The following is a 24099-nucleotide window of genomic DNA, read 5'->3' on the forward strand; positions in this document are numbered from 1 at the left end:
CTACCAGCGCCACCCGGGCTTACCGCTTCTCGCCGCGCCGCGGCAGGCGGTAATCACTAGGCCCACGGCTCGTCACCGTTCGGCCAAAGCGTTCCTCGCGCTCCGCTGGCCGACGCCCGCCCCGATTCTTCTGCGGCTGCGAGGCATGGCGGCCTCCCTTACGCTTCGGGGCGGCGTCGGAAAGCTGCGGCTCGGGGATGAAAAACAGACGGTCGAACAGCGGACGGCCGAAGTTCTGCATCGCAGAAATCTGCAGCGGCTCATGGCGCGCGACGTTACACAGCACGCCCATCGAACCGATGGTGATAAGCGCTGCGGAGCCGCCGGCGGAAATCATAGGCAGCTGAATGCCCGTCACAGGAAGAAGCCCCACCACATAGCCGATGTTAATGAAGGCCTGGATAACAACGCCGACCGTCAATGTGGCGGCCAGCAGCGCCTGGAAAGAATCCTGCGCATTCTTTGCCGTACGCAGACCGATATAACCCAGTGCGGCAAACAAGCCGATAACCAACAAGCCGCCCCACAGTCCGAGTTCCTCGCCAATGATGGCAAAGACGAAGTCATTCTTCGCCTCCGGCAGGTAGAACCACTTCGCACGGGATTGGCCGAGGCCAACGCCCCAGAACCCGCCGTCGGCAAGCGAAAGGAAGCCTTGGTAGGCCTGGAAACCGGTGCCCTGCGTGTCCTCGATGTTGCCGCGGAAAGCATCAAAGTAGGTATGGAAACGGTGCGTACGGAAACCGCCGCCCAGAAAAACTGCGGTTAAGCCCAACGCACCGAGGCCAATGATGGTGGCGGCGACGCGCCAGTTCACGCCCGCAAAAAGCAAGGTGAAAATAACCACCAAGGCAAGCGACGCCGCCATGCCGATATCGCCCTGCAACACGATGAGCACGAACATCACAGACGCGATGAGCGAGTACATCATGAATGGGTCAGAAAGACGCAGCGAACGGTGCGGCTTGCCCGCCAGCGCCGAAGCGCCGTACATCGCTACGGTGACACGTGCGAACTCAGAAGGCTGGAAAGCCACAGGGCCCAGCGGAATCCAGGACTGCGAGCCCACCGTCTCACGACCGGTACCCACGCCAGGAATCAACACTGCGATAAGCAAGATGATGGACAAAAGCAGCAGCCACGGCACGAACTTACGCAGCGTATAAGGAGAAACCCGCAGCGCAATCCAGAACAAAATCAGGCCGCCTGTCACGAGCAGGCACTGGCGGATGGCATCAGTCCACACGTTGGAGTTTTCCGTGAAGGAAGTAGCCATGGATGCGGAGAATGCCATGAGCACGCCAATGCCAATCAGCGAAAAGATGATAATCCGCAGCAGCTGGTAGTCCAGCCCCGGTTGCGCGCGGTAGTGCTGACGGATTTCGCCCACGCGTTGGCCGAGCGTCTTCGACGCTGGTTGTTGCGGCCTAGTTGCGGTCATGGAGTCTCCTGAATTGCGTGGTTAACGTGCGATGCGCTGGGCGGCTGCGGCGAAGAAGTCACCGCGCTGCGCCATGCCTTGGTACATATCCAACGATGCCCCAGCCGGCGCCAAAAGGACGGTATCGCCGGGTTCGGCGTGTTGCACTGCGACGGTAACCGCCTCCTCCATTGCCCTTAGGGGATCGGTGGATTCGATGACGGTGGTGGCAACTCCACGCTGCTGGAGGGCATCGTAGAGCACTTGCTTGTCGACGCCCATTACAACCGCTGCTTTTAGCCTTTCCGCGTGGGCGTCGAGAAGATCGCTGACGTCGGCACCTTTGAGCTGGCCGCCAGCGACCCACACCACATTGTCCAACCCGCGCATCGCGGCCTCGGCTGCGTGGGGGTTGGTGGCTTTGGAGTTGTCGATGAAAGCGATGCCGTTATGGCGGTGCACTAGTTCGCCGCGGTGACCGGCGACAGTGTAGCTTTCGAGGCCTTCGGTGATTGAGGCCGGCTCGGCACCGGCGAGCACAGCGGCGCAGGCGGCGGCTGCGGCGTCGAGAATACCCGCCATACCAGAGGGCTGAAGGGCGGTGACATCGTTGATGACGGTGGCGCTAACGCCTGCCACGTTGTTAATAACGAGCTGGCCGTCGATGACGCCTACTTCCCCATCATTCGGAATGGTGTGGGTAAAAGCGTGGGTGTCTGAAGAAAGCGCGCCGCATTCTGCGGCAGCATCGGCGTATTCGCGGACCTGGGAGTCGTCGCGGCCGATAACCGCATGGGCGCCGGATAGCACCTTCGCCTTGGCCTCGGCATAGGCGTGGAAGGAACCGTGCCAATCGAGGTGGTCGTCGGCGAGGTTGAGAAGTACTCCGACCTCCGCGCGCAGCTGGGAGGACCAATGCAGCTGGAAGGAGGAAAGCTCAGCGACGAGGACATCCACGCGTGGGCTGGCGGCTAGGGCGTCGAATGGCGAGGTGCCGATGTTTCCGACGGCTTGGGAGCGCTTTCCGGAGCGCTGCTCATCGGCGGCCATGATTGCGGCCAGCATGCCGGTGGTTGTGGTCTTGCCATTGGTGCCCGTGACGGCAAGCCAGGTGCGCGGTGCGCCGAAGACGCCAGCGGCATCGAGGCGGTAGGCCAGCTCGACATCCCCGATGACCTCTACCCCGGCCGCAGCTGCGGCGAGCAAAAGCGGCGAGGACGGTGCCCAGCCCGGAGAAGTAACAACGAGGGAGTAATCGGCGGGGTTGGCGGTGGCGGCGTCGATTGTGGTGACAGAAAGGTCGGCCTCCAGGCGTGCGCGGGAATCCGCGTTGCCATCAGCCACCACGACGTCGGCGCCGAGGCGCAGCAGTACGCTCGCGCAGCCGCGGCCGGACACGCCCGCGCCGGCGACCAAGATGCGCCCGCGCAAGGAATCAGGCAGAGCCGCGGGCGAGACCTCGGAATTGGAGGCAGCAAAATCGAAGGCAGCGGACATGACTAGCCCACCAGCCCGATACCGGAATCAGCGAGCCAGTCGCCGTAGAAGATAGCAACGCCGGCCATAGCCGCCATGGCGGCAATCAACCAGAAGCGCACAACCACTGCGGTTTCTGCCCAGCCACCGTTTTCGAAGTGGTGGTGGATTGGAGCCATACGGAAAAAACGCTTACCGCTGGTGCGGAAGACCACGATCTGGATAACAACGGAGACGGTCTCGATGACAAAGAGCGCACCGATGATGATCATCAGCAGCTCGGTGCGGCTGGTCACGGAAATGCCTGCGACGAGGCCGCCGAGCGCGAGGGAGCCGGTATCGCCCATGAAGATCTTCGCCGGTGCCGCGTTCCACCACAGAAAGCCCAGGCAGCCGCCCAATCCAGCGGCGGTGAGAACCGCGAGATCCAGCGGGTCGCGGACCTGGTAACAGCCGGCTGTGAACTCGGTGGCACAAGAGTTGCGGAACTGCCAGAAGGTCATGATGGTATATGCACCCATGACAATCGCGGTGGTGCCGGCTGCGAGACCATCCAGACCATCGGTAAGGTTCACGGCGTTCGACCACGCCGCGATCAAGATGTACATGAAGATCAAGAACACGATGGTTCCCACGATGGTCGGGCCAACCGCGAAGTCGAAAGTCTCAATATCTCGAACGAAGGACAGCTTCGTGGTACCAGGTGTCAGGCCAGTGTCATCCGGGCGCTGCAGGCAGAGCAGGCCAAAAGCCAATGCGAGGGCGAGCTGCCCCACCAACTTGGCGGTCTTGTTTAGGCCCAAGTTGCGCTGCTTGAAAAGCTTGATGAAGTCATCGGCAAAACCCAAGCCGCCGAGGCCCAGAGTCAAGCCCAACACCAAGATTCCGGAGAAGGTAAAGCCACCGTGGCCGGTCACCTGCCCGTAGATTCCCACCGTCAGGTAGCCCACCGTGATACCTGCCAGAATGGCCAGGCCGCCCATGGTCGGGGTGCCGCGCTTGCGCAGGTGCGACTTCGGGCCGTCCTCACGGATCTCCTGACCCTTGCCAACATCCGAGAAATAACGGATGAGCAGCGGGGTGATGAAAATCGCTACGAGAAAGCTGACCACACCAGCGATGATGATCTGTGTCACTTGCTTGGGTTCCTTCTAATATTCGTGAGCTAGCTCTGGTTGAGCTTTTCTGCAACGAGCCACAGGCGTTGGGCATTCGAAGCTTTGACGAGGACGACATCTTTGGCGTCCCTATTTGGCCAATCGTCCACGCCTACTGGCGCGGTACGCAAAAGGCCGTCAACAATTTTTGCGGCCTCATCAACATCGGCACAGACACTAGTATTTATACCCTTTGCTTGTGCCGCTTCCGCCATCGCCCGCGTGTTGACGCTAGTGCCCACGGCCACCAGATGGTCTACGTGGTACTTCGCCAGCTCACTGCCCAACTGGCGGTGCGAGTCGAGTGCGTCCTCGCCGAGCTCGCCCATCTCGCCGAGCACGGCGATGGAACGGGCGTCGGGACGCGCCGCCGCTGTATAAGCCAGCGCGGCGATGGCTGCACGCATGGAGTCTGGGTTTGCGTTGTAGGAGTCATCGATGAGCGTGACACCATCGCGACGGTTGCGCACGTCCATGCGGTGCTCCGACGCAATGCGGTGGCCAGACAGAGCGTTGGCTACCAGCTCGGCGCTTAGCCCCAGCTCGATGGCAGCTGCAGCGGCGGCCAAGGCGTTGGAGACCTGATGCGCGCCGAAGACCTGCAGTTTCACCGGCAGCGGCTGCGCGTCTGGGGTATGCATCATGAACGAGGCACGAGCGACGTCGTCAAGCTGGATCTGCGTAGCGTAGTACTGCGCATTGGAGCCTTGCTTATCCACGGCCGAGTAGTAGACCACCTTCGCATCCGTGCGCGGCGCCATGCCGGCGACGAAAGGATCGTCCGCGTTGAGCACTGCGACGCCGCCGTCTTTCGCGCTCGGTAGGGCCTCGACGAGTTCGCCTTTGGCTTGGGCAATGTTCTCGCGGGAGCCGAACTCGCCCAAGTGGGCGGAGCCGACGTTCAAGACCACACCGACCTTGGGTGCGGTGATGTTAGTGAGGTGGCGAATGTGGCCGATACCGCGAGCGGACATCTCAGCCACCAAGTATTCGGTGTGCTCGTCGCAACGCAGAGCAGTATAGGGCAGGCCGACCTCGTTGTTAAAAGAGCCCGGAGGCGCGACGGTCTCCCCCGCTGCGCGGAAGATAGTGGCGATGAGATCCTTGGTGGAGGTCTTACCGGCCGAGCCGGTCACGCCCACGATGTTGAGGGCGGAATCGGTAGCTAGGCGTTGTGTGACCGCGCGCGCCAGTGCGGACAAAGCCTCGATGACTGCGGCGGCTGAGCCGTCTTCATCGTTGGCATAAATGTCAGCGTTAGCGCCGTCGCCTTCGACCTTGCCCTTCGGCTCAACGACAATAGCCGACACGCCAACAGGACGTGCCGCCAGCACAGCAACTGCCCCGGATGCGACTGCTTTTTCTGCAAAATCGTGGCCGTCTACACGGGCACCCGGCAGTGCGAGAAAGAGCCCGCCCGGGGTGACTTTGCGGGAATCAAATTCGACGAATCCAGTCACCTGCACGGAAGGATCTTCCACGCAATCGAGGCGACCGCCAGTGATGTCAGCGATTTCTTGAAGGGTCAATGCAATCATGCTTGTTCCTTTTCCACAGTGTCACCGTACCGCGCATTTTCCTGTGGCGCGTTGCCGGCTAGCTTTTCGTCGAGAGCGCGTGCGAGCTCTTCGCGGTCGTCGAAGTGAACAGTCTCATCGCCGATGATTTGGCCGACCTCGTGGCCCTTGCCTACGACGATGACGGCGTCGCCAGGCGTGGCCCAAGCAACTGCCTCGTCGATGGCGGCGGCACGGGAGCCGACCTCGCGGATATCGGTGGTCGAGGATGCCTCGCGCGCGCCCTCAATGACGGCCGCGCGGATGGTGGCTGGGTCCTCGCTGCGGGGGTTATCGTCGGTGACCACAACAAGGTCTGCGCGCTCTGCGGCGGCAGCGCCCATCAGTGGGCGCTTGGAGGAGTCACGGTCGCCGCCGGCGCCGACGACCACCGCGAGGCGCCCATCGGTTCCCTCGAGCTGGCCACGCAGGGTATCGAGAACGGCGGCGACTGCGGCCGGCTTATGGGCATAGTCAACCACCGCGACGAATTCCTGGCCGCGGTCGATGCGCTCCATGCGTCCTGGAACGGCCACGCGCTCGAGGCCGTCTAGGAACTGCTCGACGTCAACGCCAACGGCGGCCGCCATGCCCGTGGCAAGTGCGGCGTTGGCGATGTTGAACTTGCCTGGCATCGGCAGCTCGAAGGAATGCTGCTGACCAGCGAAGTTCATATCCACATGCTGCTCGCCGGTGACCTCGGTGCCGGTCTGGGTCGCGGTGACCAGAGTTGCATCGACGGCGTCGGCCAGTTGCTGTGCCTGCTCTGCTGCGGTGGTGGCAACCACGGTGCGCGGCTTACCGGCGGCGCGCTCCAGCATCCGCTTGCCCCACTCATCGTCGACGCAGATAACGGCGGAGGCGGCCGATTGCGGGCCGTCGAAAAGCGCGGCCTTGGCCTCGAAGTAATCCTCCATCGTCGGGTGGAAGTCGAGGTGATCTTGGCTAAGGTTGCTGAAACCGCCAACCTTGAAGTGTGTGCCCCGCACGCGGCCCAGCTCGAGAGCGTGGGAGGAAACCTCCATGACCACGTGGGTAACCCCCTCCGCGAGCATGCGTGCGAACAGCTCCTGCAGCGTCGGCGCCTCCGGGGTGGTCAACTTGGTGGGAACCGGCGTGCGGTTGATACGAGTGCCGGTGGTGCCGATGAGACCGACCTTGTAGCCAGCGTGGAGCAAGCCCGCCTCAAGCAAGTAGCTGGTGGTCGTCTTGCCGGAGGTGCCGGTGACCGCAATGACGGTCAGCGACTTCGTCGGGTGCTCATAGATTTCTGCGGCGATGAGCCCCAGCACGGCGCGGATGTCTTCGACCACGATGATCGGGCGGCGCTCCCCCGCTTCCTGCAAGTGCTGCAGGCCGGCTTCGTCGGTGAGGATCGCAGCTGCTTCGGTGCCGCCGGCGAACTGGGCGCCATGCACGCGGGTTCCGGGCAACGCTGCAAAGAGGCCGCCCGCAGCAATCGCCTTGGAGTCGAGACTGCAGGAGGAAACAGTGACGGTCTCGTCACCGATAACGCGCCCGCCGCCGATAGTAGCGAGGCTTTCTAGGTCTACGCTCATTGCTTTCTCCCTTTTTGTAGTGCGAAGGTGTGGTATTCGTTGAAGTTTTATTGAGCGCGCAGGGTTAGCTCCGGCGCGGGCTTGGACGGTGGAATGTTGTCGCGGTTGAGCAGCCAGCTGGCGATATCCTTGAACACCGGCGCAGCAGACTGGCCGCCGGAACCGTTGTCGTTGACGCCCGACTGCGGTTCGTCGAGCATAATGGCGACGACGAAACGAGGGTCGTCGGCAGGCGCGATGCCCGCGAAAGTGATCCAGTACGCGGAGTTGGAGTAGGCGCCGGTCTTCTCATCGACCTTCTGGGCGGTGCCCGTCTTACCGGAAAGCTGATAGCCCTCGATGTTATTGCCACCCGCGGTGCCGTTCTGGACGCCATTTGGATCCTTCTGGAACACGGCGCGGAACATATCGACGGTGGTCTTCGCCGTCTCCTCACTGACCACGCGGGTCTTGCGCGGCTCGTCGAGTTTTTCCTTTTCGCCGTCTGGGCCGGTGATGGAGGAAATAATGCGCGGTTCGATGCGCTCGCCTCCGTTGGCAAGCGCCTGGTAGACGCTGGCCAATTGCAGGGTGGTCCAGGACTGGCCCTGGCCGATGGGCAGGTTGGCGAAGGTGCCGCCGGACCACTGTTCCTGAGCCGGTACGAGGCCTGCGGATTCATTTGGCAGTTCAATGCCGGTGGTCTCGCCAAGGCCGAAGGCCTCGAGATACTTGGCGTAGCGCTCCTGGCCCAGCTTCTGGGCGAGCATCAGGGTGCCGACGTTGGAAGACTTACCGAAGATACCCGTGGTGGTGTACGGCTCGACGCCGTGCTGCCACGCGTCGTTGACGGTCACACCGGACATGTCGATGGAGCCCGGGACTTGGTGGACCTCGTCCGGAGTGGTGACGCCTTCCTGCAATGCGGCAGCGGCGGTGATCACCTTGGCAACGGAACCTGGCTCATAAGGGTGGGACACGCTGCGGTTGTCGAAGGCCTTGTCTTCTTTGAGCTGTTTTTCAATGTCCTTGTTTGGGTCGATGGTGCCCGTGTTAGCCATGGCAAGAACCTCGCCGGTAGCGACGTCGAGAACGACTGCCTGGGCGTTCTTCGCCTTGGAGTTCACGCGGGCCTTTTCGAGCTTTTGCTGGACATAGGTCTGCAGGTCTAGGTCGAGGGTCAAGGTGACGTTCTTGCCATCGGTAGCTGGAACCTGATCGCGCAGGGTGCCCGGGATGGCTTGGCCACTGGTGGAAACGTCCTCGGTGGAGCTGCCGTCGATACCTGTCAGTGTGGAATCGCCGGAAGCCTCGAAACCGAACTGGCCTTGGCCGTCCATGGAAACCTTACCGATGACGTTTTCGGCAATTGCGCCGTTGGGGTACTGGCGGATCTGCTGCTCGTCGGCAGCCAAGCCGTGGTACTCCTCGGCGATCTTTACGGCGACGTCAGGATCGACGTTGCGGACCAAGACCTCGTACTGCGTATCAGCGTGAAGCTTATCGAGGATGTGCTTGGAATTGACGTCTCCAGTGCTAAGGCCCGCGTCCTTGATCTTGTCTGGGATACCCTCAGCCATCTCCTTCAGGCGGGACTCGACCTTGTCATCTAGGAACTTGTTGCGGGAGGCCTCGTCCATGTTTTCGAAAGAATCCTCGCCAGTTGCCTCAATCTCTTCCTGCTCCCGCAGCTCTTCGCGCAAGCGGGTCGGGGAAACGGTCAGCGAGCGGGACTTCATGGTGTAGGCAAGGCGCTGGCCGTTGCGGTCAACAATCTCGCCGCGGCGGGCAGAGTCGATGTAGACACGGGAACGCTGTGCCACCGCCTTTGCGGCAAGATCCGGGCCCCACACGAGCTGTACCCAAGCCAGGCGCCCGCCTAGGATAACGAGGACGACCATCAGCGCAGAAACGACGGTTTTAACGCGTTTACTAAGGATTTCCTTCTGCGGTAAGAATTTGAAGCGGCCGGGTGCCGCAGGACCGCGGGTTTGCTTATCACGGCTGGCGGCAGTGACGCGCTCACTCGGACGCAGCGCATTGGCACGCGGCATAGCAGAGCCGGTGGCGGCCCCACGATGGGTTCGGTTAGTGGGACGACCCTGACGGTAGCCTTCGTTACGTCCTAGGCGGCTTTGATTATTGCGATCCGCAGGGGTGCCCCTGTCGGCGCGCCCCTGGTCCCTCCGGGAACCGCCATGGCGGTCACCTGAATTGGGTCGAGTCACAAAGTCACCTTTTCCTTTTGCCGATTATCTTTTTACAGCTCATCACGCTGCAGACAGTCCTGAATCAAGATTCTGCCCTATAAATGCGAAGTGCTCGCGCAGGCACGCGCGAGCACATCCGAAGAAACCACATTCACGGCTAGTTAGCATACGGCGCTTGCGCCGGAATGTTTGGCAATTCCACCTGCGCGCCCGGTGCCGGCGATGAGGCGTTCTCATCACCTGGCTGTCGGTCCGTGCGTTGGCGGCCCTGCGGCACCTCGTTCAAGCTACCGGAAACATCCTTGGTTGCATCCGGGTCACTGGATGCCTGGCCCGGTCGAACCGGTGCGCCGTTGACGTCGACGATCGCTTCGGTTGCCGGATCCGCCGGGCGCTTCTCTTGCGGGTTACCTTCTGGGTCAACCTCAACGATGCCCGGCTTCGTCGGAACGCCCATCTTGGCCTCGTTGGCACGGCGCGCTACGTCGGATGCCGAACGCACATTTTCGAGGTCGCGGTTCAAAGTCTCCAGCTGGTTATCCAGCTCAGACTCCTGGACGGTGAGATCCTTGACCACGAAGGTCTGCGCGGTGGAAATACCGGACAGCCACATGGAGACGACCACGCCGAAAATCAGCAAGCCGATTGCGATGAAAGATAGCCGGGTAAACAGCGAGTTCTTCTTGGTGGTTTGCTGCGGAAGCCGGCGGCCACGGAAAGACACGACTTGCTTCGAACCCAAGCGGTTGCCGCGGCGCGTCGGCACTTGTGTGCGATGCGGGACGCGGCGCGGAGTACGCTGTGGGACCGCACGGCGGCCTGGCTCGAGAAGAGTCGTGGCGGCTCCGGTATCAGTTCCGGTAGTAAAGTCGCGGCTCGCCCCCATGGTGCGGGTCCTTCCTAGTGCTGGGTTCTGAAAAGTCTGTGCGGAGTAGTTACGTTCAGGGATGCGTTCGTTGAGACTCATGACGTGCCTCCCGGTGGGTGCAGCGAAGGCTCACCCTCAAGACGCTCGATAGCGCGGACGCGAACCGAAGCAGCGCGGGAGTTTTCCTCGATCTCTTCGGCGCTCGCCTTTTCCGCACCGCGGGTGACGGTCTTGAACTTCGGAGCGGTACCCGGCAGGTCCATCGGCAAACCGGCGGGAGTTTTCGACTTCGTCAGCTCGGCAAAAGCCTGTTTGACGATGCGATCTTCCAACGACTGATAGCTCATGAACACCGCACGCCCGCCCACGGTGAGTGCGTCAGTGATGACAGGAATAACCTGCTCGATTGCCTCCAACTCGCGGTTAACCTCCACGCGCAGCGCCTGGAAAGTGCGCTTTGCAGGGTGCCCGCCAGTGCGGCGGGTGGCAGCCGGGATGGTGGCATAAAGCAGTTCAACGAGGCGCTCAGAGTTGCTAAAGGGCTCCTTCTCGCGCTCCTTGAGGACGGCGGAGGCAATCTTGCCTGCGAAGCGCTCATCGCCGTAGGTCTTCAAGATGCGCGCCAAATCGCCGTGGCTATAAGTATTGAGGATATCCGCAGCAGTAATCCCATGCGAAGGGTCCATGCGCATATCCAAAGGCGCGTCGGTCTTATAAGCAAAACCACGCTCGACCTGGTCAAGCTGCATCGAGGAAACGCCCAAATCGAAGAGCGCTCCGGCGATTCCGTGTTCACGCGCGACGTCGAAAATCGCGCCCTCTGCGCGCTCGATTTCTGCACACACATCATCAAAGCGGGCATTGACGCCGACGAAGCGATCTCTGAAGGGCGCAAGGCGTTCGGTGGCTGCCGCCAAGGAGGCGCCATCGCGGTCGACACCAATTACGCGGACATTGGGGAACTTGTTCAAGAAATACTCGGTGTGCCCGCCGGCCCCCAAGGTGCCGTCGATAAGCACTGCGTTATCGCCCGCAAGAGCAGGTTCTAGCAGCTGCGCCATGCGCTCACGCATAACCGGCACGTGGCCGTGATTATCCGCTACGTCATAATTTACTGCCGAGTTGTTGTCCTGAGCCGTCATCGCTGCTAGTCACCCCCCACTTTTGAAAAATTGTCTTACAGTGCAAAAGGAGTGCGTATAGGGCCCTGTCCGAGGCAGGTTTCTGATATCGGGGAAGTACACCAGAGCATCCACCTCGGGCAGAGTCCGTACACGCACTCATCGCTAGCTGCATGTCTAAAGCAAGCCAGCTAGTACGTCATCGGCGTCTGCAGCCGAGTAAGCATCTTCAGTTTGCGCCTGGTACTCAGCCCATGCGGCTGCATCCCAGATTTCGAGGAAGTCGACCGAACCGACAACCACGCACTCCTTCTTGAGGCTTGCGTACTCGCGGTGGGCTGCTGAAAGCGTGATTCGACCGTGCCCGTCTGGCCTTTGCTCGTCCGCACTTGCTGCCAAGTTACGGATAAACGCACGCGCATCTGGGTTCGTACGAGATACCGCCGCCGCTTTTCGCGCTCGCGCCGCAAATTCCTCACGCGGGTACACCGCTAAGGAATGGTCCTGACCTTTGGTGACCATGAGGCCACCCGCCAGCTCTTCACGGAACTTCGCTGGAAGCGTTAGCCGCCCTTTGTCATCGAGCTTGGGAGTGTAGGTACCGAGAAACATCCCGGGTCCACCTTCCTGTTACTCGAAACTCCGGATTCCTCTGTGTAGCCCCTCGCACCGGCAGATGTTCAACACACATCCGCAGACCCTCGGTTCCACACTGTGCCCCACTCTACCCCACTTTCCCCCACTTCTGTCACCCTCGACTGCGTGTTTAAAAGTTTTCCGACAAATCAGCCAAGGTAGAAGACCATTTTGTTGGTGGGAAGAATTCCCCAGCCACCCCCTTGACAACACCCCACAAACACCCCAATTGCCCCACCAATCACACCAACATATTGCGCCCCACCGCCACCTTGAACCCCGCATATTGCGATTAGTGCAGTCCCCGCTCAGCCCGCGATGCACGTTTACAGCTCTCCCAATTGCAGCTGCTGGCCCGGGTACCGACGTTTGGCGGCCCATCTCTATATCCGTTTCGACAAATACCCAGGGCTGGAAACCCAGAGTTCATGGCCGGTTTTCAATCACGCCATAGCGCACTAAACCACGAACAGGAAGTCTGGTTTTCCAGGGCTGGTAATCCTCTTGAACACCCCATAGCCTCCTCGCACGCCGCTGGGATACGCACCGCCCAACGCGCGCAAAAGGCCACACTCCCCTCCCCGCGGTGGGGCAAAGTGGAGAATGTGGGACGAAGTGGGCGGAAGGGGTGAAAGTGGGAGATAGAGCTCAGAGAAAACTAAAAGCCCGCATCCAGAAGGATGCGGGCTCTAGCACCAAAGAAGCTGGCAGCTTATTCGAAACGGCGGCGGAAGTTCTCCTCAAGGCGGGAGCTCACGCCTTGACGGTTGCCAGCCGGGCGGCGCGGCGCGCTATAGCTAACAGCCTCTTTACGGCCACGCAGCATCCACACGCCAGCACCGAACATCACGAGGAAGCCCAGTACAGACAAGGCCACAAACCACAGTGACTGCTGTGCCAAAGCTACGCCGCCAACCATCAACAAAAGGCCGACAACGATGAGGGCAACCCCGCGCAGGGTGATGGCGCCGCCGCTACCGAAGCCGGAGTCACCCGTAACGGAGGAACCAAACTTGGGATCATCCTGCATCAAGGATCGTTCAATTTCACGCAGTGCCTGCTGCTCGTGCTCGGAAAGCGACACTTTTCCTCCAATTGATCTCAATGGGCATCGGGCCGAAAATCCACGCTGCGATGCACCTACGCGCCACCGCGCAAGCTTTGGGTTACACCATGATTCGTGAACTACTAACTATCTAACGCCCAGAGTAATCAGTAAGTTCCCGCAAGCACAGTCTGCCCCCACCACTATTGGGCAACGTCACACCCAGAGTAAATAACTGGCCCCGAAACCACGCAGCTAGGCAGCAAGAGAACCGAAGACAATCCCCTCTTCAACCTCTGCCAAAAATTCCGCAGCCAAGGCCATTAGCTTTACAACGACTTCTTCATCCGGCGCACCATCCAGCCCGGAGGCCACACGAGAACGAAGGCGGGAATATCCACGGAAACGCTCCGCCCAATCCCTCTCGGAAGCGCCCACCATGGCCAGCTGCTCCCACGCACTCGAGGGCAAACGGCGCCGCTTTGACACTGCGGAATCTGCGATACGCGCACCGGCAGTGCGCAGACCCGCCTGGTATGCAAATTCGAGGGCTTGGTCCCAACGCTCAGCGGCAGCCATGGCGCGGGCCTGCGACAGAAGGTCTCCGGCTTGCGTTAGAAAACGGTCGCGCTTGAACGCGCCTGCGGCAGCGCGCGACCCCTTGAACTGTGCTGTTGCAGAAATAACCTGTGCCATGATGCTCCTCCTTTGCTGTTGTTAACCATAAATCTAGAGCGTGCGCTGGACATCTACTTCCAGATTAGTTCAAATGTTCGAATAAGGCAATGGTTTTCCCACTACAGCCAAATATTTTCGAACATGCCCTCCCCTCTTCGGGGCATCGCCAAGCAGGGCAGGAACTTTTGCCGGAATTCCTTGTCGAACTCTGCCAAGATCTGCTGATATTAAAGACGTGAGTTTTCGTATTCGTCGCTTGAGCCCGCAAGAGTTCGCCATGCTGGCGCCCCCCTTGGTCGATATTTACATCGCCGCCATGGGATATAACCCCACCATGCGTGCAAATCGAATCAAGGCATGGAAAGCAGACATCATGCGGCCAGGGTTTACGGCGGTGATCGTGGAAGATGAGTATGGAATAGGCGGCGTCGCTTATGGCTTCATCGGTTCGCCCGACACCTGGTGGGACCGGCAGCTACGGAGGGGATTCGCCGAGGCCGGCGGGGCCACTCAGGAGCAGCTGGAGATTCTCCACAACTACTTTGAGCTCGCTGAGATTCATGTCGCGCCGAACCTGCAAGGCCATGGGCTGGGATTGGCGCTAATAAAGGAGCTGGCGTGGAACGCTCCTGCCAGTTACCTTTTGCTGTCGACGCCGGAGGTCCCCGACGAGGCCAACGCGGCATTTCGGCTCTACCGTAAGGTGGGATTCTTCGATGTGCTGCGCGAGTTGGAATACCCCGCTGATTCCCGTGCCTTTGCAATTCTCGCGGCACGCCTGCCGCTTTCCACCACGTAACAGGGAATGTCCGGTTCAACAGGTAACGTGTGGGGAGTGAAAGACAACAGCATTCCTTCCCTAGAGCAGTTCCCGGATACCGCCCGCGAAAAGCTCCTAGAGTTTTTAGACCAGCGCCGCCCCGAGGTCGCCGAAATCGGCGGCCCCGTCGTTGGCGCCACGTCTTACTTGGAAAACTTTGTCCTCGACGGCGGCAAGCGTATCCGCCCCACCTACGCGTGGGCGGGTTTCTTGGGCGCACGCGGCTTGGACGGCGAGGAAGATCCGCAGGCCATGGCCACCGCCGCATCGTCGCTGGAATTCATTCAGGCCTGCGCGCTTATCCACGATGACATCATCGATTCCTCTGATACCCGCCGCGGCAACCCCACAGTGCATCGCGCCGTCGCAGCGCAGCATCGCGCACAGAACTTCCACGGTGACGCAGACTTCTTTGGTCAGTCGGTTGCCATCCTCGTCGGTGACCTCGCACTAGCTTGGGCCGAAGACATGCTGCAAGGTTCAGGTCTAAGCAGCGCGGCTTTGCAGCGTGCGCGCGGCCCATGGGCGGGCATGCGCACCGAAGTCATCGGCGGCCAGCTGCTCGATATCTCGCTAGAGGCAGCGGGCTCTGAGGACCCCACTTTGGCCAATTCTGTGAACCGTTATAAGACGGCCGCCTACACCATCGAGCGTCCTCTGCATTTGGGCGCCGCGGTGGCAGGTGCTGACGCCGCGCTTATCAGCGCTTTCCGTGGCTACGGCCGCGACATCGGCATCGCCTTCCAGCTCCGCGATGATCAGCTGGGTGTCTTTGGTGACCCAGAAATCACCGGCAAGCCCGCCGGTGATGACCTGCGCGAAGGCAAGCGCACCGTGCTGCTCTCGTTGGCTTTGCAGCGCGCTGATGAAAAGGACCCAGCATCCGCGAAGGTGCTGCGCTCGCTCATTGGCAACACGGAAGACCCAGCCGAAATCGCGCAGATGGCTCAAATCATCGCTGACTCCGGCGCCCCGCAAATGCTGGAGGAGCAGATTTCGGCCCTAACCGAGTCCGGCTTGGGCCACTTGCGCAAGGCCCATGTTGATCCTGCAGTCACTGAGACCCTCGAGGCACTGGCTATTAAGTCCACTGCCCGTCGAATGTAGGCACTATGACCGCACCTGAGAAAGGTCACAAGACTTATACCGTGCGCCTGCCCAATGCGCTGCCGGTGGGAATCATCGCCAGCATCATCTTGGCCTTTGCCTCGTTTTCGGGCGGCGCCACGCGCAATCGCGGCGGTTTCCTCGAAGCGCTAAACGTCGGCTTCTTGGCTTATGGCCACGGCCGCAACGTGGGCATGGTGCTCTACTGGGTCGGCTTGTTTGGTCTGGTTGCCGCATGGATTTTGGCAGGCCGCCAAGTTATTAATCCGCAGCTGAAAAACCCTCAGCACAACGGTGGCCTACGCTCTATCCGCATCATGTTGAGCGCTTGGATTGCGCCTTTGCTCTTCGCCGCTCCCCTAGCCTCCCGCGATGTCTATTCCTATCTGATGCAGGGCGCCATGGTGCGCGATGGCTTCGATCCTTATACGGAAGGCGCAGCGGTCAATCCAGGCCCGTTCCTGCTGGAGGTCTCCCATGACTGGCGCAACACCACTACCCCATATGGCCCGCTGCACTTGTGGATGGCCGAGGCAGTCACGCGCGTAGTCGGGGACAATGTGGCCGCCGGTATCATCATCTACAAGGCGATTTCCCTGCTTGGCTTTGCGGTCATCGCGTGGGCGATTGTGCATCTCACCCGTGCCCTTGGCGGCGATCCTGCCCTAGCGCTGTGGCTTGGCGTGGCCAACCCAGTGGTGGTGTTGCACTTGGTAGCGGGCATGCACAACGAGTCCGTGATGGTGGCTTTGGTATCACTCGGCCTGCTGGCTGCGGTGAAGAAACGCTTCCACATTGGCTTGCTGCTCATCGGCGTCGCGGTGGCGCTTAAAGCCACAGCTATCTTCGCAGCCCCCTTCGTGGTGTGGATGATGGTGCTGCACTATGCGCCGGGCTCGGCCTCGCGCGGGCGCCAGCTTGGTGCTTTTGTGCTCTCCGGCATCGTGGCTTTGGCTGAGGTAGGCCTTGCGGTGGCTGCAATTACCTGGGCTTCGGGCAGCTCCTGGGGCTGGCTTTCGCAGATCAGCGGCAACTCTAAGGTGGTCAATCCCCTAGCTGGCCCTACCTTTGCCGCCGATGTCATGATTCCGTTGATTCAGATCTTCAGCCCGGATACCACCTACAACGGCGTGCTGAACGTACTGCGCACCATTTCGATGGTTTTGATGCTCATCGGCTTGGTGGCCATGTGGTGGCTGGGCCGCGGCAGCGTGCGCCGTGCCATCGCCGGCACTGCGGGCGCCTACCAGGTGGCGTTCCTCTTCAATTCGGTGACTCTGCCTTGGTATTACGCCTCGGTGCTGACGCTGATGGGCACCTTCCGCCCACCGCTGTTGCTGCTGAAGATAACCACCGGCGTTTCGCTGTTTATCGGCGTCGCTTTCTCCGGCGATGGCAACCACCAGCTCTATAACTGGTGGTGGGATATCGCCATGGTCGTTGCCGCGTGGGCTTTAACGCAGTGGATCTTCGCTGGCGTCAGCCCCAAGATCGGTGATGGGCTGCGTAGGAACGCAGCCCAGGAACCCATAAAAGCAGAGTCTGCAGAAAAAGCTACTGCCTAGAAAGCAGAAGCCTGCGCGCGGCGGATAACTTCGCGCGCCAGGTGGCCGTGCAAGGCGTCGATCGGGCGGCCCGGGAGAGTTTCATCTTCGGTGAAAAGATGGATGAAGATCTCTTGGTCGCTAAAACCGCCGTCGCTAAGCACGGTGATAACGCCTGAAACATACTTGGAGATAACGCCCTTCTGATTAAAGAAGGCAGCCGGCACCAAGCGGGTACCTTCTGCGTTGCGCCACGCGATGAACTTGCGGGCGCCCAGCAGATCAAACACGCGGGTAATCTGCAGGTCGAGCTTGTCCGCCACCTCTTGCAGCGTCAACAGCTCCTCGCCTTCCAGGAGGGCAGCGATTTCTTCGTTCTTGGCCTGTTCGGAATTCATCTGTGGATTAGTCACAGACACAACCTTAGCCGGATACCACATCGCTGCGTCTATCAGCCATACTGGATTACATGACAAGGCTGGAAATAGGCGACATTCTCGAGGACCGCTATCGCGTCGATCGGCCGATCGCGCGGGGCGGCATGTCCACGGTTTATCGCTGCGTCGACATGCGCTTAGGCCGTGCGGTGGCGGCGAAGGTGATGCATGAGCACTATCAAGACGATCCGGCCTTTGTGAAGCGTTTCGAGCGCGAGGCCCGCGCGATGGCGCAGCTGCAGCATCCAAACCTCGTGGGAGTGCATGACTTCTCTTCCGATGGCGTGCCAATTTTTCTCATCATGGAACTTATCACCGGCGGCACCTTGCGCGAGCTGCTCGCCGAGCGCGGACCCATGCCGGCACACGCCGCGGCGGCGGTCATGCACCCGATGCTCATGGGCTTGGATGAAGTCCATCGCGCGGGTTTAGTCCATCGCGATATCAAGCCAGACAACGTGCTGATTACCGCACAGAACCGCGTGAAGGTGGGGGATTTTGGTCTGGTGCGTTCGGCCGCAGCGGAGCGGGGCTCGAGCCAGATCATCGGTACGGTGTCGTATCTTTCGCCAGAGCAGGTCACCGGTGAGCCGATTACGGCGGCCTCCGATGTTTATTCCGCCGGCATCGTCCTCTTCGAGCTTCTGACAGGCAGCGTTCCTTTCCGTGGCGCTACCCCATTGGAGCACGCGCAGGCACGCCTGCAGGCAGATGTGCCGGCACCTTCGTCTCGCATTGCGGGAGTGCCGAAGCTTTTCGACGCCCTCGTCGCCACCGCCACGGCGCGGGAAAAGTCCGAGCGCTTCGCCGACGCAGGCGAGTTCTTGGACGCGCTTGACGACGTCACGCGGGAGCTCGCACTCCCCGACTTCACTGTCCCTGTCCCCCGCAACGCTGCCGCCGCCCGCACTGCCGAGCAGCCCACGGATTTCTCCGGCACGGGGGCTACCCACGTCTTCGATGCCACCACGGCGTTAGAAAGCTCGGCGCCCCAGCCGCGGCCTGCCGAAGAAGAACCGGCAACCGAATACCTTCCGCAGCAGCCACAGCGCGCGCCTCTTAGCTTCGAAACGCGCGCCGATACGCCAGCCGCGCCGCGGCCGGCGGCTTATCCATCGCAGACACGCATCGATCCCTACGCCGGGCAGGTGCCCCCGACTCCGCAAACTCCACCGGCTCCGATGCCGCAGCAGGCGCCGGCTCCTGCCCCGCAACAGCACAATCAGCTCTCCCGCATCGCGGAGGAGGAACCAGAAGAGCGCCGGGAAACTAACCGCAGTATCTTCTCACTGCTGCTTTTCCTGGCGCTCGTGGCACTAGCTACCGTCGCCGTGGCGATCGGCGGCTGGTGGTTTGGCTCAGGCAACTACGGCTTCTTGCCGCAGTTCCTAGCCTAAGTAGCGGTCTTTGCCCGCTAGTTGCGCAGCATCTCCGCTATGAGGAAGGACAACTCCAGGGACTGCTGGGTGTTGAGACGCGGGTCCACTGCGGACTCGTAACGACCCGGCAGGTCTAGGTCGGTGATGTCCTCAGCGCCGCCCAAGCACTCGGTGACGTCCTCGCCGGTGAACTCAAGGTGCACGCCGCCTGGGTGGGTGCCCAGCTCGCGGTGGACCTCGAAGAAGCCTTGGACCTCGTCGACGATCTTGTCGAAGTGACGGGTCTTGTAACCATTCGACGCCGTGAAGGTGTTGCCATGCATTGGATCGCACTGCCAGACTACCTTGTGGCCGGAGTCTTCTACTGCCTTGACCACTGCTGGCAAGACGGTACGCACCTTGTCGTGGCCCATGCGGGTGATCATGGTCAGGCGTCCTGGTTCGCGGTTCGGGTCGAGCTTTTCTGCGTACTCCACCGCCTGCTCCGGGGTAACTCCAGGGCCAAGCTTGATGCCCACGGGGTTACCGATGAGCGCGGCGAAGTTGACGTGGAAGTCCTCGAGGCCGCGGGTACGCTCACCAATCCACAGCTGGTGGGCGGAAAGATCGTAAAGCTTGGTCTCGCCGTTGGTGTCCATGCCAAGGCGCAGCATGGAACGCTCGTAGTCCTTCAACAGGGCCTCGTGGGAGCAGTAGATCTCAGCAGAACGTAGGGTCTCGTCAGAAACTCCGCAGGCGTTCATGAAAGCCAGGCCGTTTTCAATTTCATCGGCCAGCGCCTGGTAGCGCGCACCAGCCGAGGAGTTTGCCACGAATTCGCGGTTCCACTCGTGCAGGCGGTACAGGTCGGCGGTGCCAGACGAAGTCAACGAACGCACCAGGTTCATGGCAGCCGAAGAGTTAGCGTAGGCGCGAATCATGCGGGCTGGGTCGTGACGCCGGGCCTCTTCGGTGGGTTCAACTCCGTTGACGATGTCGCCGCGGTAGTTGAGCAGACCTTTTGAGTCCATGTCCGACGAACGCGGCTTCGCGTACTGACCGGCGATGCGACCCAACTTCACAACCGGGGTCGAAGCGCCATAGGTGAGCACCACTGCCATCTGCAGCAAGGTTTTCACGTTGCCGCGGATGTGCGGCTCGGTATTGGATTCAAAGGTCTCAGCACAGTCGCCGCCTTGCAGCAGGAATGCCTTGCCGAGCGCGACGTCGGCAAGCTTGCGCTTAAGCTCTTCAATCTCCGGTGCCACGACAATGGGCGGCACGGATTCCAGAATCTTGCGCACGTTATCTGCCTGCGCGCGATCCCAGCTCGGCTGCTGCTTGGCATTGCGTGCGATGGCATCCTGGAATCGCTCCTCGATGCCGGCAGGCAAAGGTGGAAGATCCGGAAGTGCTTCTTTAGGGATATCTACTGTCCAACTCACATGGCTATTTAACCATTAGCTCCCTGTCGCAGGATAGTTTGGGACTAGATAGTTACTTGGTTGGCCCTTGTCAGGGGTAGTGCCTCCATGCAGGCGCGGAACTTGGCTAGGTTATGGCGCGCGTCGACAAGCGCGTCGTGATTGCCCTGCGGCACCGGCGGCAACTTCGGGCAGCCGGCGAATTCCCAGTACTGCTTGAGCTCGCGGGTATAGCGCGGGATGCGCTTAGGCAAGCCCGCCATATCGCCCCACAACTGGGCCAAAACCACGTGGTCATAGGCGCCCACCCAAGCCCAGAGCTCGACCGGAGTGGAGTGCTTGGTGAGAAACTCTATGAGCTCCTCACGAATGCGGTCGCGCGACTTCCAGACGGGATCGCTCGGGGAAGGCAGCTTATCGAGAACGTTCTCGCGCACCCACGCGTTGGCATGCGCGGGGTTGAAGTCGGTAGATACCGCATAAAATTCGCTGCCATCTTCGCCGACGATGCCAATGGAGACCAGCTCTATGGTCTTTCCATTCTCAATAAACTCGGTGTCATAGAAGTAGCGCACGGGGCCTAATCTTACTTGGCTTCCCTCCCTCAGCATGCCTTGGGGTCTGGGGTGCAAGAGGCGGTGCTTGGCGACGCCGCCCGACCTCCGCGCCCACGCATGCACCTGCTAGTCGCGACGGCGTGCGCTGCAACAATGAACCCGCTCGCGGCGGTGGGCCTTTGGGTCTTGCCGCGGAGTGATTTCTGGCGGAGTGTTTTCTGGATGATAATCCTGCTGTGCAGGCGCGTCGATGAGATGCGAGATGTCTGGCGGTTTGAGCAGCCAGCCTACAATCGGCACGCGCCCCAGCGCCCATAGCGCCAGAGAGGCAATGGCTGCGAAGACGAAGCAAGCGATCAACCAGAACCAGGTGTTATCCAGCAAGTGCTCGCCGTGCAGGGTGACCTCATGTGGGAACCAAGCCATGAAGAAGCCATAGCCCACTGTAAGGCCGATGGGATGCGCCAAGTAGATGGGCAGCGTGTGCGAGCCTATAAAGCGCAATCCCTTGGACAGGACTGGGACATAGGAGACCCAAATCGCAAGCACAATGCCCAGCGGGACCTCCAAGGCCTGTTCCACGAAGCGGACCAAGATGTGCACCTCGTTAGAGGTCAGGTACTCCGCACCGGGCAGCGGCCATGGAATGAAGACCTCCTCGGGATAAGAATCCCAAGCACGGCGGAAAAAGGAGCCGCAGAGGTAAGCCACAATGGTGCCGCCGTAGAAAAAGGCGGTGGAAAGGCCAAAGTGTCCCTTGAAAGGTGCCTCGATTTCGGAGGCGAAGCGGGTAATCCAGTCCCGGAAGAAAGCCGCGGCTACGAACATCGGCAGGAACATCATTGCCTTGGCAATGAAGGTAAAGTGCGCCTGCCACGCCATGAACAACAGCGGCGTAAAGCTTAAAAGCACGGCCAGCCAGCCGGGCAGCTTGCGTACGCACCACAAGAAGATGTTGAAGAAGATCAGAGAATGGATAAACCAGGCCATCGTGTGGCCAAAGACCATGTTGAACAGCATCTCATTGCGATCAAAGATGTCGCTTTCGAAGACCCAGTGTAATTCGAGGCGTTTTACCTGCAATTCCACGGCCATCCACACCACATAGGGCACGATGAAATACCACAGGCGGCGCGCGAAAAGCTGCGGGAAGGTGAAGTTAAAAACCTTCGTAGAAAAGTAGCCGCTGACGAGGAAGAAGAGGGGCAAACGCAGCGGGTCTAGCCAGAGGTTGAGGGCCGCGAGTCGGGTCTCGCTGGATTCGGGAACAGTGAGCGTGACGTGCAAAAGAACAACGCCAAGGATGGAAATACCCTTGGCGATGTCAGGCCACGCTAATCGAGCCTTAGGGGAACTCACCGCCTAGTGCGCCTCGTATTTTGGTTCCGCGCCTGCAGGATAGCCCTTGCCTGCTTGCAGGGAGGCTTTGACCTCAGAGGCATAGACATCGACATATGGCTGGCCGGAAAGCTCGGCCAATTCCTGCATAACGTAATCGGTGAAAGCACGAATGGTGTCATGCTCATTCGGGTCCAAACCGCGTTCCGCTGCCCACTCATGCGGATCGATCGGCTCGGCAACGCGCATGCCGACCTTGGTAGGACGCGGCACCCAGCTGCCGATCGGATTGGCCTTGCGGGTACCGATCATGGCGATCGGAATGACCTTCTTCCCGGTGGTCATGGCGATGCGCCCCATACCAGTACGACCTTTGTAGATGCGGCCATCAGGAGAACGGGTGCCCTCCGGGTAGATGCCAAAAAGGTCTCCTCTATTCAGAATCAGCTGTGCGGATTCCAGCATGGCATCGCTGGCGTTGTCGCTGTCGCGCTCGACAGGGACCTGGCCGACCGAGCTGAAGAACCACGCTTGCGCGCGGCCCACCAAGCCCGGGGTAGTGAAATACTCGCTCTTGGCCAAGAAGGTGATCTGACGCGGGCACATCAGTGGGAAGAAGAAAGAGTCCATCACCGCTTGGTGCGTGGAGACAAGAATCGCTGGACCTGCAGTGGGAATGTTATCCATGCCTTCAGTCCACGGGCGGTTCCACAACCGCAAGGCAGGACCGAAAAAGATGTTCTTAAATGCCCAGTACCACTTGTTTCGCATCGCGTTGTCCCTGTCGTTTAATTAACCTACGGCAAGCCCATTGCGGGCTAGGTCAGCTACGCCAATCATACCCGCCGCTGAGCCCAGATCTGCGGTGGCCACGCGGGCCAGCGGGCGATGCCCCGCCCCTACTATTTGGCGCGCCATGTTCTCTCGCGCGGTGCCTAGGTAGAGATCCGCATCATTGGCGACGCCGCCGCCAATCACGATCAGCTCGGGATCCAAGACGTCTGCCACGATGGAAAGACCCTGGCCCAGCCAGGTTCCGAAGTGCTCCATGACGGCTAGGCCGAGAGGATCGCCGGCGCGTGCGGCGGTGGTGATTTCTACTCCCTCGGCACCTACTGGCAGCGTGGTGGAATAGCTTGGGCGCAGCTCCTCACAGGTATCGGGCAATGCGGTACCGGAGGCATAGCGTTCCAGGCAGCCGCGCTTGCCGCAGGAGCACTCGCGTCCACCCGGTACCACGATAAGGTGGCCGAATTCTGGGGCCGTGCCAAACGCGCCGCGGTAAATCTTGGCCTCGGTCATCAAGGTTGCGCCAATGCCGGTGCCGACAGAGAAGAAAACCCAATCCTTGGCGCCGCGCCCGGCACCGAAGCGCCACTCTCCCCACGCTGCGGAGTTAGCGTCATGCTCGAGGCGTACGGGTAGACCGAGCCGCTTGCTTAAGATTTCGCGCACCGGCGCATCGCGCCACGGCAAGTGCGGGGCAAAGCGCACGGTTTCACACTGGGGATCCAAAAAGCCGGCGAGTGCCAAGCCGACTGCGGAGATCTCATTCTTCTCACGGAGGGTGTCTACAGCCTGGACGATGTCATCTTCTAGCTGACGGGCGTTATCCGCGGTTGGCACGCTCACCGAATCAACAATGTTGCCCTCCGCGCTGATGGTCGCCGCGCGTAGGTTGGTGCCGCCGATGTCGAATCCAATGGTGAATCCGGAGTCCGCGGCAGGTTGAGCGTGTTCAAGCATGCACAACAGGATATACCCCCGCCGGGGTATTGGTCACATTCTGCATGTTCGAGCGGAATCGAT

At 60.7% G+C, this 24099-nt stretch carries 21 protein-coding genes; 4 read left to right on the forward strand and 17 right to left on the reverse strand.

Going from position 1 to position 24099, the window contains the following annotated elements; all coding sequences use genetic code 11:
• Window positions 1–19: 19 nt before the first annotated feature.
• From QKB66_RS04555 to QKB66_RS04605, 11 genes are all read right to left on the reverse strand, one after another.
• The gene (locus tag QKB66_RS04555; protein ID WP_248091376.1) at window positions 20–1441 is read right to left on the reverse strand and encodes an FtsW/RodA/SpoVE family cell cycle protein; all 1422 of its coding nucleotides are present in this window, start codon (window positions 1439–1441) and stop codon (window positions 20–22) included.
• A gap of 21 nt (window positions 1442–1462) precedes the next feature.
• Window positions 1463–2917 carry a UDP-N-acetylmuramoyl-L-alanine--D-glutamate ligase gene (gene murD / locus QKB66_RS04560; RefSeq protein ID WP_414252787.1) on the reverse strand — a complete coding sequence of 485 codons (1455 nt, stop codon included), beginning with the start codon at window positions 2915–2917 and terminating at the stop codon, window positions 1463–1465.
• A gap of 2 nt (window positions 2918–2919) precedes the next feature.
• A complete protein-coding gene (gene mraY / locus QKB66_RS04565) occupies window positions 2920–4032 on the reverse strand; it encodes a phospho-N-acetylmuramoyl-pentapeptide-transferase (RefSeq protein WP_061923494.1) in 1113 nt (370 codons plus the stop codon).
• 29 nt (window positions 4033–4061) lie between these two features.
• Window positions 4062–5591: a UDP-N-acetylmuramoyl-tripeptide--D-alanyl-D-alanine ligase gene (locus tag QKB66_RS04570; RefSeq protein ID WP_311517933.1), complete on the reverse strand. Its 1530-nt coding sequence runs from the start codon at window positions 5589–5591 to the stop codon at window positions 4062–4064.
• The gene (locus QKB66_RS04575) at window positions 5588–7168 is read right to left on the reverse strand and encodes a UDP-N-acetylmuramoyl-L-alanyl-D-glutamate--2,6-diaminopimelate ligase (protein ID WP_414252788.1); all 1581 of its coding nucleotides are present in this window, start codon (window positions 7166–7168) and stop codon (window positions 5588–5590) included. The genes QKB66_RS04570 and QKB66_RS04575 overlap by 4 nt, the downstream gene beginning before the upstream one ends.
• A gap of 47 nt (window positions 7169–7215) precedes the next feature.
• The gene (locus QKB66_RS04580; protein ID WP_414252861.1) at window positions 7216–9048 is read right to left on the reverse strand and encodes a peptidoglycan D,D-transpeptidase FtsI family protein; all 1833 of its coding nucleotides are present in this window, start codon (window positions 9046–9048) and stop codon (window positions 7216–7218) included.
• A gap of 466 nt (window positions 9049–9514) precedes the next feature.
• Entirely contained in the window at window positions 9515–10324 is an 810-nt protein-coding gene (locus QKB66_RS04585) for a hypothetical protein (protein WP_248091362.1), read from the reverse strand.
• Window positions 10321–11367: a 16S rRNA (cytosine(1402)-N(4))-methyltransferase RsmH gene (gene rsmH, locus QKB66_RS04590; protein WP_248091360.1), complete on the reverse strand. Its 1047-nt coding sequence runs from the start codon at window positions 11365–11367 to the stop codon at window positions 10321–10323. The genes QKB66_RS04585 and rsmH overlap by 4 nt, the downstream gene beginning before the upstream one ends.
• Window positions 11368–11523: 156 nt before the next feature.
• Window positions 11524–11958, reverse strand: coding sequence for a division/cell wall cluster transcriptional repressor MraZ (gene mraZ, locus QKB66_RS04595; protein WP_061923504.1), 435 nt, complete (start codon window positions 11956–11958; stop codon window positions 11524–11526).
• 736 nt (window positions 11959–12694) lie between these two features.
• The gene (locus QKB66_RS04600) at window positions 12695–13066 is read right to left on the reverse strand and encodes a DUF3040 domain-containing protein (protein WP_062043940.1); all 372 of its coding nucleotides are present in this window, start codon (window positions 13064–13066) and stop codon (window positions 12695–12697) included.
• A 216-nt stretch (window positions 13067–13282) separates the two neighbouring features.
• Window positions 13283–13723 (reverse strand): SAV_6107 family HEPN domain-containing protein, encoded by a 441-nt coding sequence (locus QKB66_RS04605; RefSeq protein WP_070733430.1) that lies wholly within the window; start codon window positions 13721–13723, stop codon window positions 13283–13285.
• A gap of 217 nt (window positions 13724–13940) precedes the next feature.
• On the opposite strand from QKB66_RS04605, the gene QKB66_RS04610 reads away from it, so the two are divergent.
• Genes QKB66_RS04610 through QKB66_RS04620 form a run of 3 tightly spaced genes read left to right on the forward strand, consistent with a single transcriptional unit; the run spans window position 13941 to window position 17197 of the window.
• Window positions 13941–14504 carry a GNAT family N-acetyltransferase gene (locus tag QKB66_RS04610; RefSeq protein WP_070733431.1) on the forward strand — a complete coding sequence of 188 codons (564 nt, stop codon included), beginning with the start codon at window positions 13941–13943 and terminating at the stop codon, window positions 14502–14504.
• A 6-nt stretch (window positions 14505–14510) separates the two neighbouring features.
• Window positions 14511–15632, forward strand: coding sequence for a polyprenyl synthetase family protein (locus QKB66_RS04615; RefSeq protein ID WP_062043930.1), 1122 nt, complete (start codon window positions 14511–14513; stop codon window positions 15630–15632).
• 5 nt (window positions 15633–15637) lie between these two features.
• A complete protein-coding gene (locus QKB66_RS04620; protein ID WP_414252789.1) occupies window positions 15638–17197 on the forward strand; it encodes an alpha-(1->6)-mannopyranosyltransferase A in 1560 nt (519 codons plus the stop codon).
• On the opposite strand, the gene QKB66_RS04625 is transcribed toward QKB66_RS04620, so the two are convergent.
• A complete protein-coding gene (locus tag QKB66_RS04625; protein WP_235591065.1) occupies window positions 17194–17574 on the reverse strand; it encodes an Rv2175c family DNA-binding protein in 381 nt (126 codons plus the stop codon). The genes QKB66_RS04620 and QKB66_RS04625 overlap by 4 nt on opposite strands.
• A gap of 71 nt (window positions 17575–17645) precedes the next feature.
• On the opposite strand from QKB66_RS04625, the gene QKB66_RS04630 reads away from it, so the two are divergent.
• Window positions 17646–19010: a protein kinase domain-containing protein gene (locus tag QKB66_RS04630; protein WP_248091354.1), complete on the forward strand. Its 1365-nt coding sequence runs from the start codon at window positions 17646–17648 to the stop codon at window positions 19008–19010.
• A 17-nt stretch (window positions 19011–19027) separates the two neighbouring features.
• On the opposite strand, the gene QKB66_RS04635 is transcribed toward QKB66_RS04630, so the two are convergent.
• From QKB66_RS04635 to QKB66_RS04655, 5 genes are all read right to left on the reverse strand, one after another.
• A complete protein-coding gene (locus tag QKB66_RS04635) occupies window positions 19028–20416 on the reverse strand; it encodes a class II 3-deoxy-7-phosphoheptulonate synthase (RefSeq protein ID WP_070497076.1) in 1389 nt (462 codons plus the stop codon).
• A 44-nt stretch (window positions 20417–20460) separates the two neighbouring features.
• Complete coding sequence (locus tag QKB66_RS04640; RefSeq protein ID WP_061923531.1) at window positions 20461–20970, reverse strand: polyadenylate-specific 3'-exoribonuclease AS; 510 nt, start codon at window positions 20968–20970, stop codon at window positions 20461–20463.
• Between the two features lie 108 nt (window positions 20971–21078).
• A complete protein-coding gene (locus QKB66_RS04645; protein WP_141740976.1) occupies window positions 21079–22311 on the reverse strand; it encodes an acyltransferase family protein in 1233 nt (410 codons plus the stop codon).
• Window positions 22312–22314: 3 nt separating this feature from the next.
• The gene (locus QKB66_RS04650; RefSeq protein ID WP_061923535.1) at window positions 22315–23061 is read right to left on the reverse strand and encodes a lysophospholipid acyltransferase family protein; all 747 of its coding nucleotides are present in this window, start codon (window positions 23059–23061) and stop codon (window positions 22315–22317) included.
• A gap of 21 nt (window positions 23062–23082) precedes the next feature.
• A complete protein-coding gene (locus QKB66_RS04655; RefSeq protein WP_414252790.1) occupies window positions 23083–24036 on the reverse strand; it encodes an ROK family protein in 954 nt (317 codons plus the stop codon).
• Between the last annotated feature and the right edge of the window lie 63 nt (window positions 24037–24099).

The sequence above is a fragment of the Corynebacterium sp. c25Ua_89 genome (assembly GCF_047459735.1).
Taxonomy (GTDB): domain Bacteria; phylum Actinomycetota; class Actinomycetes; order Mycobacteriales; family Mycobacteriaceae; genus Corynebacterium; species Corynebacterium simulans.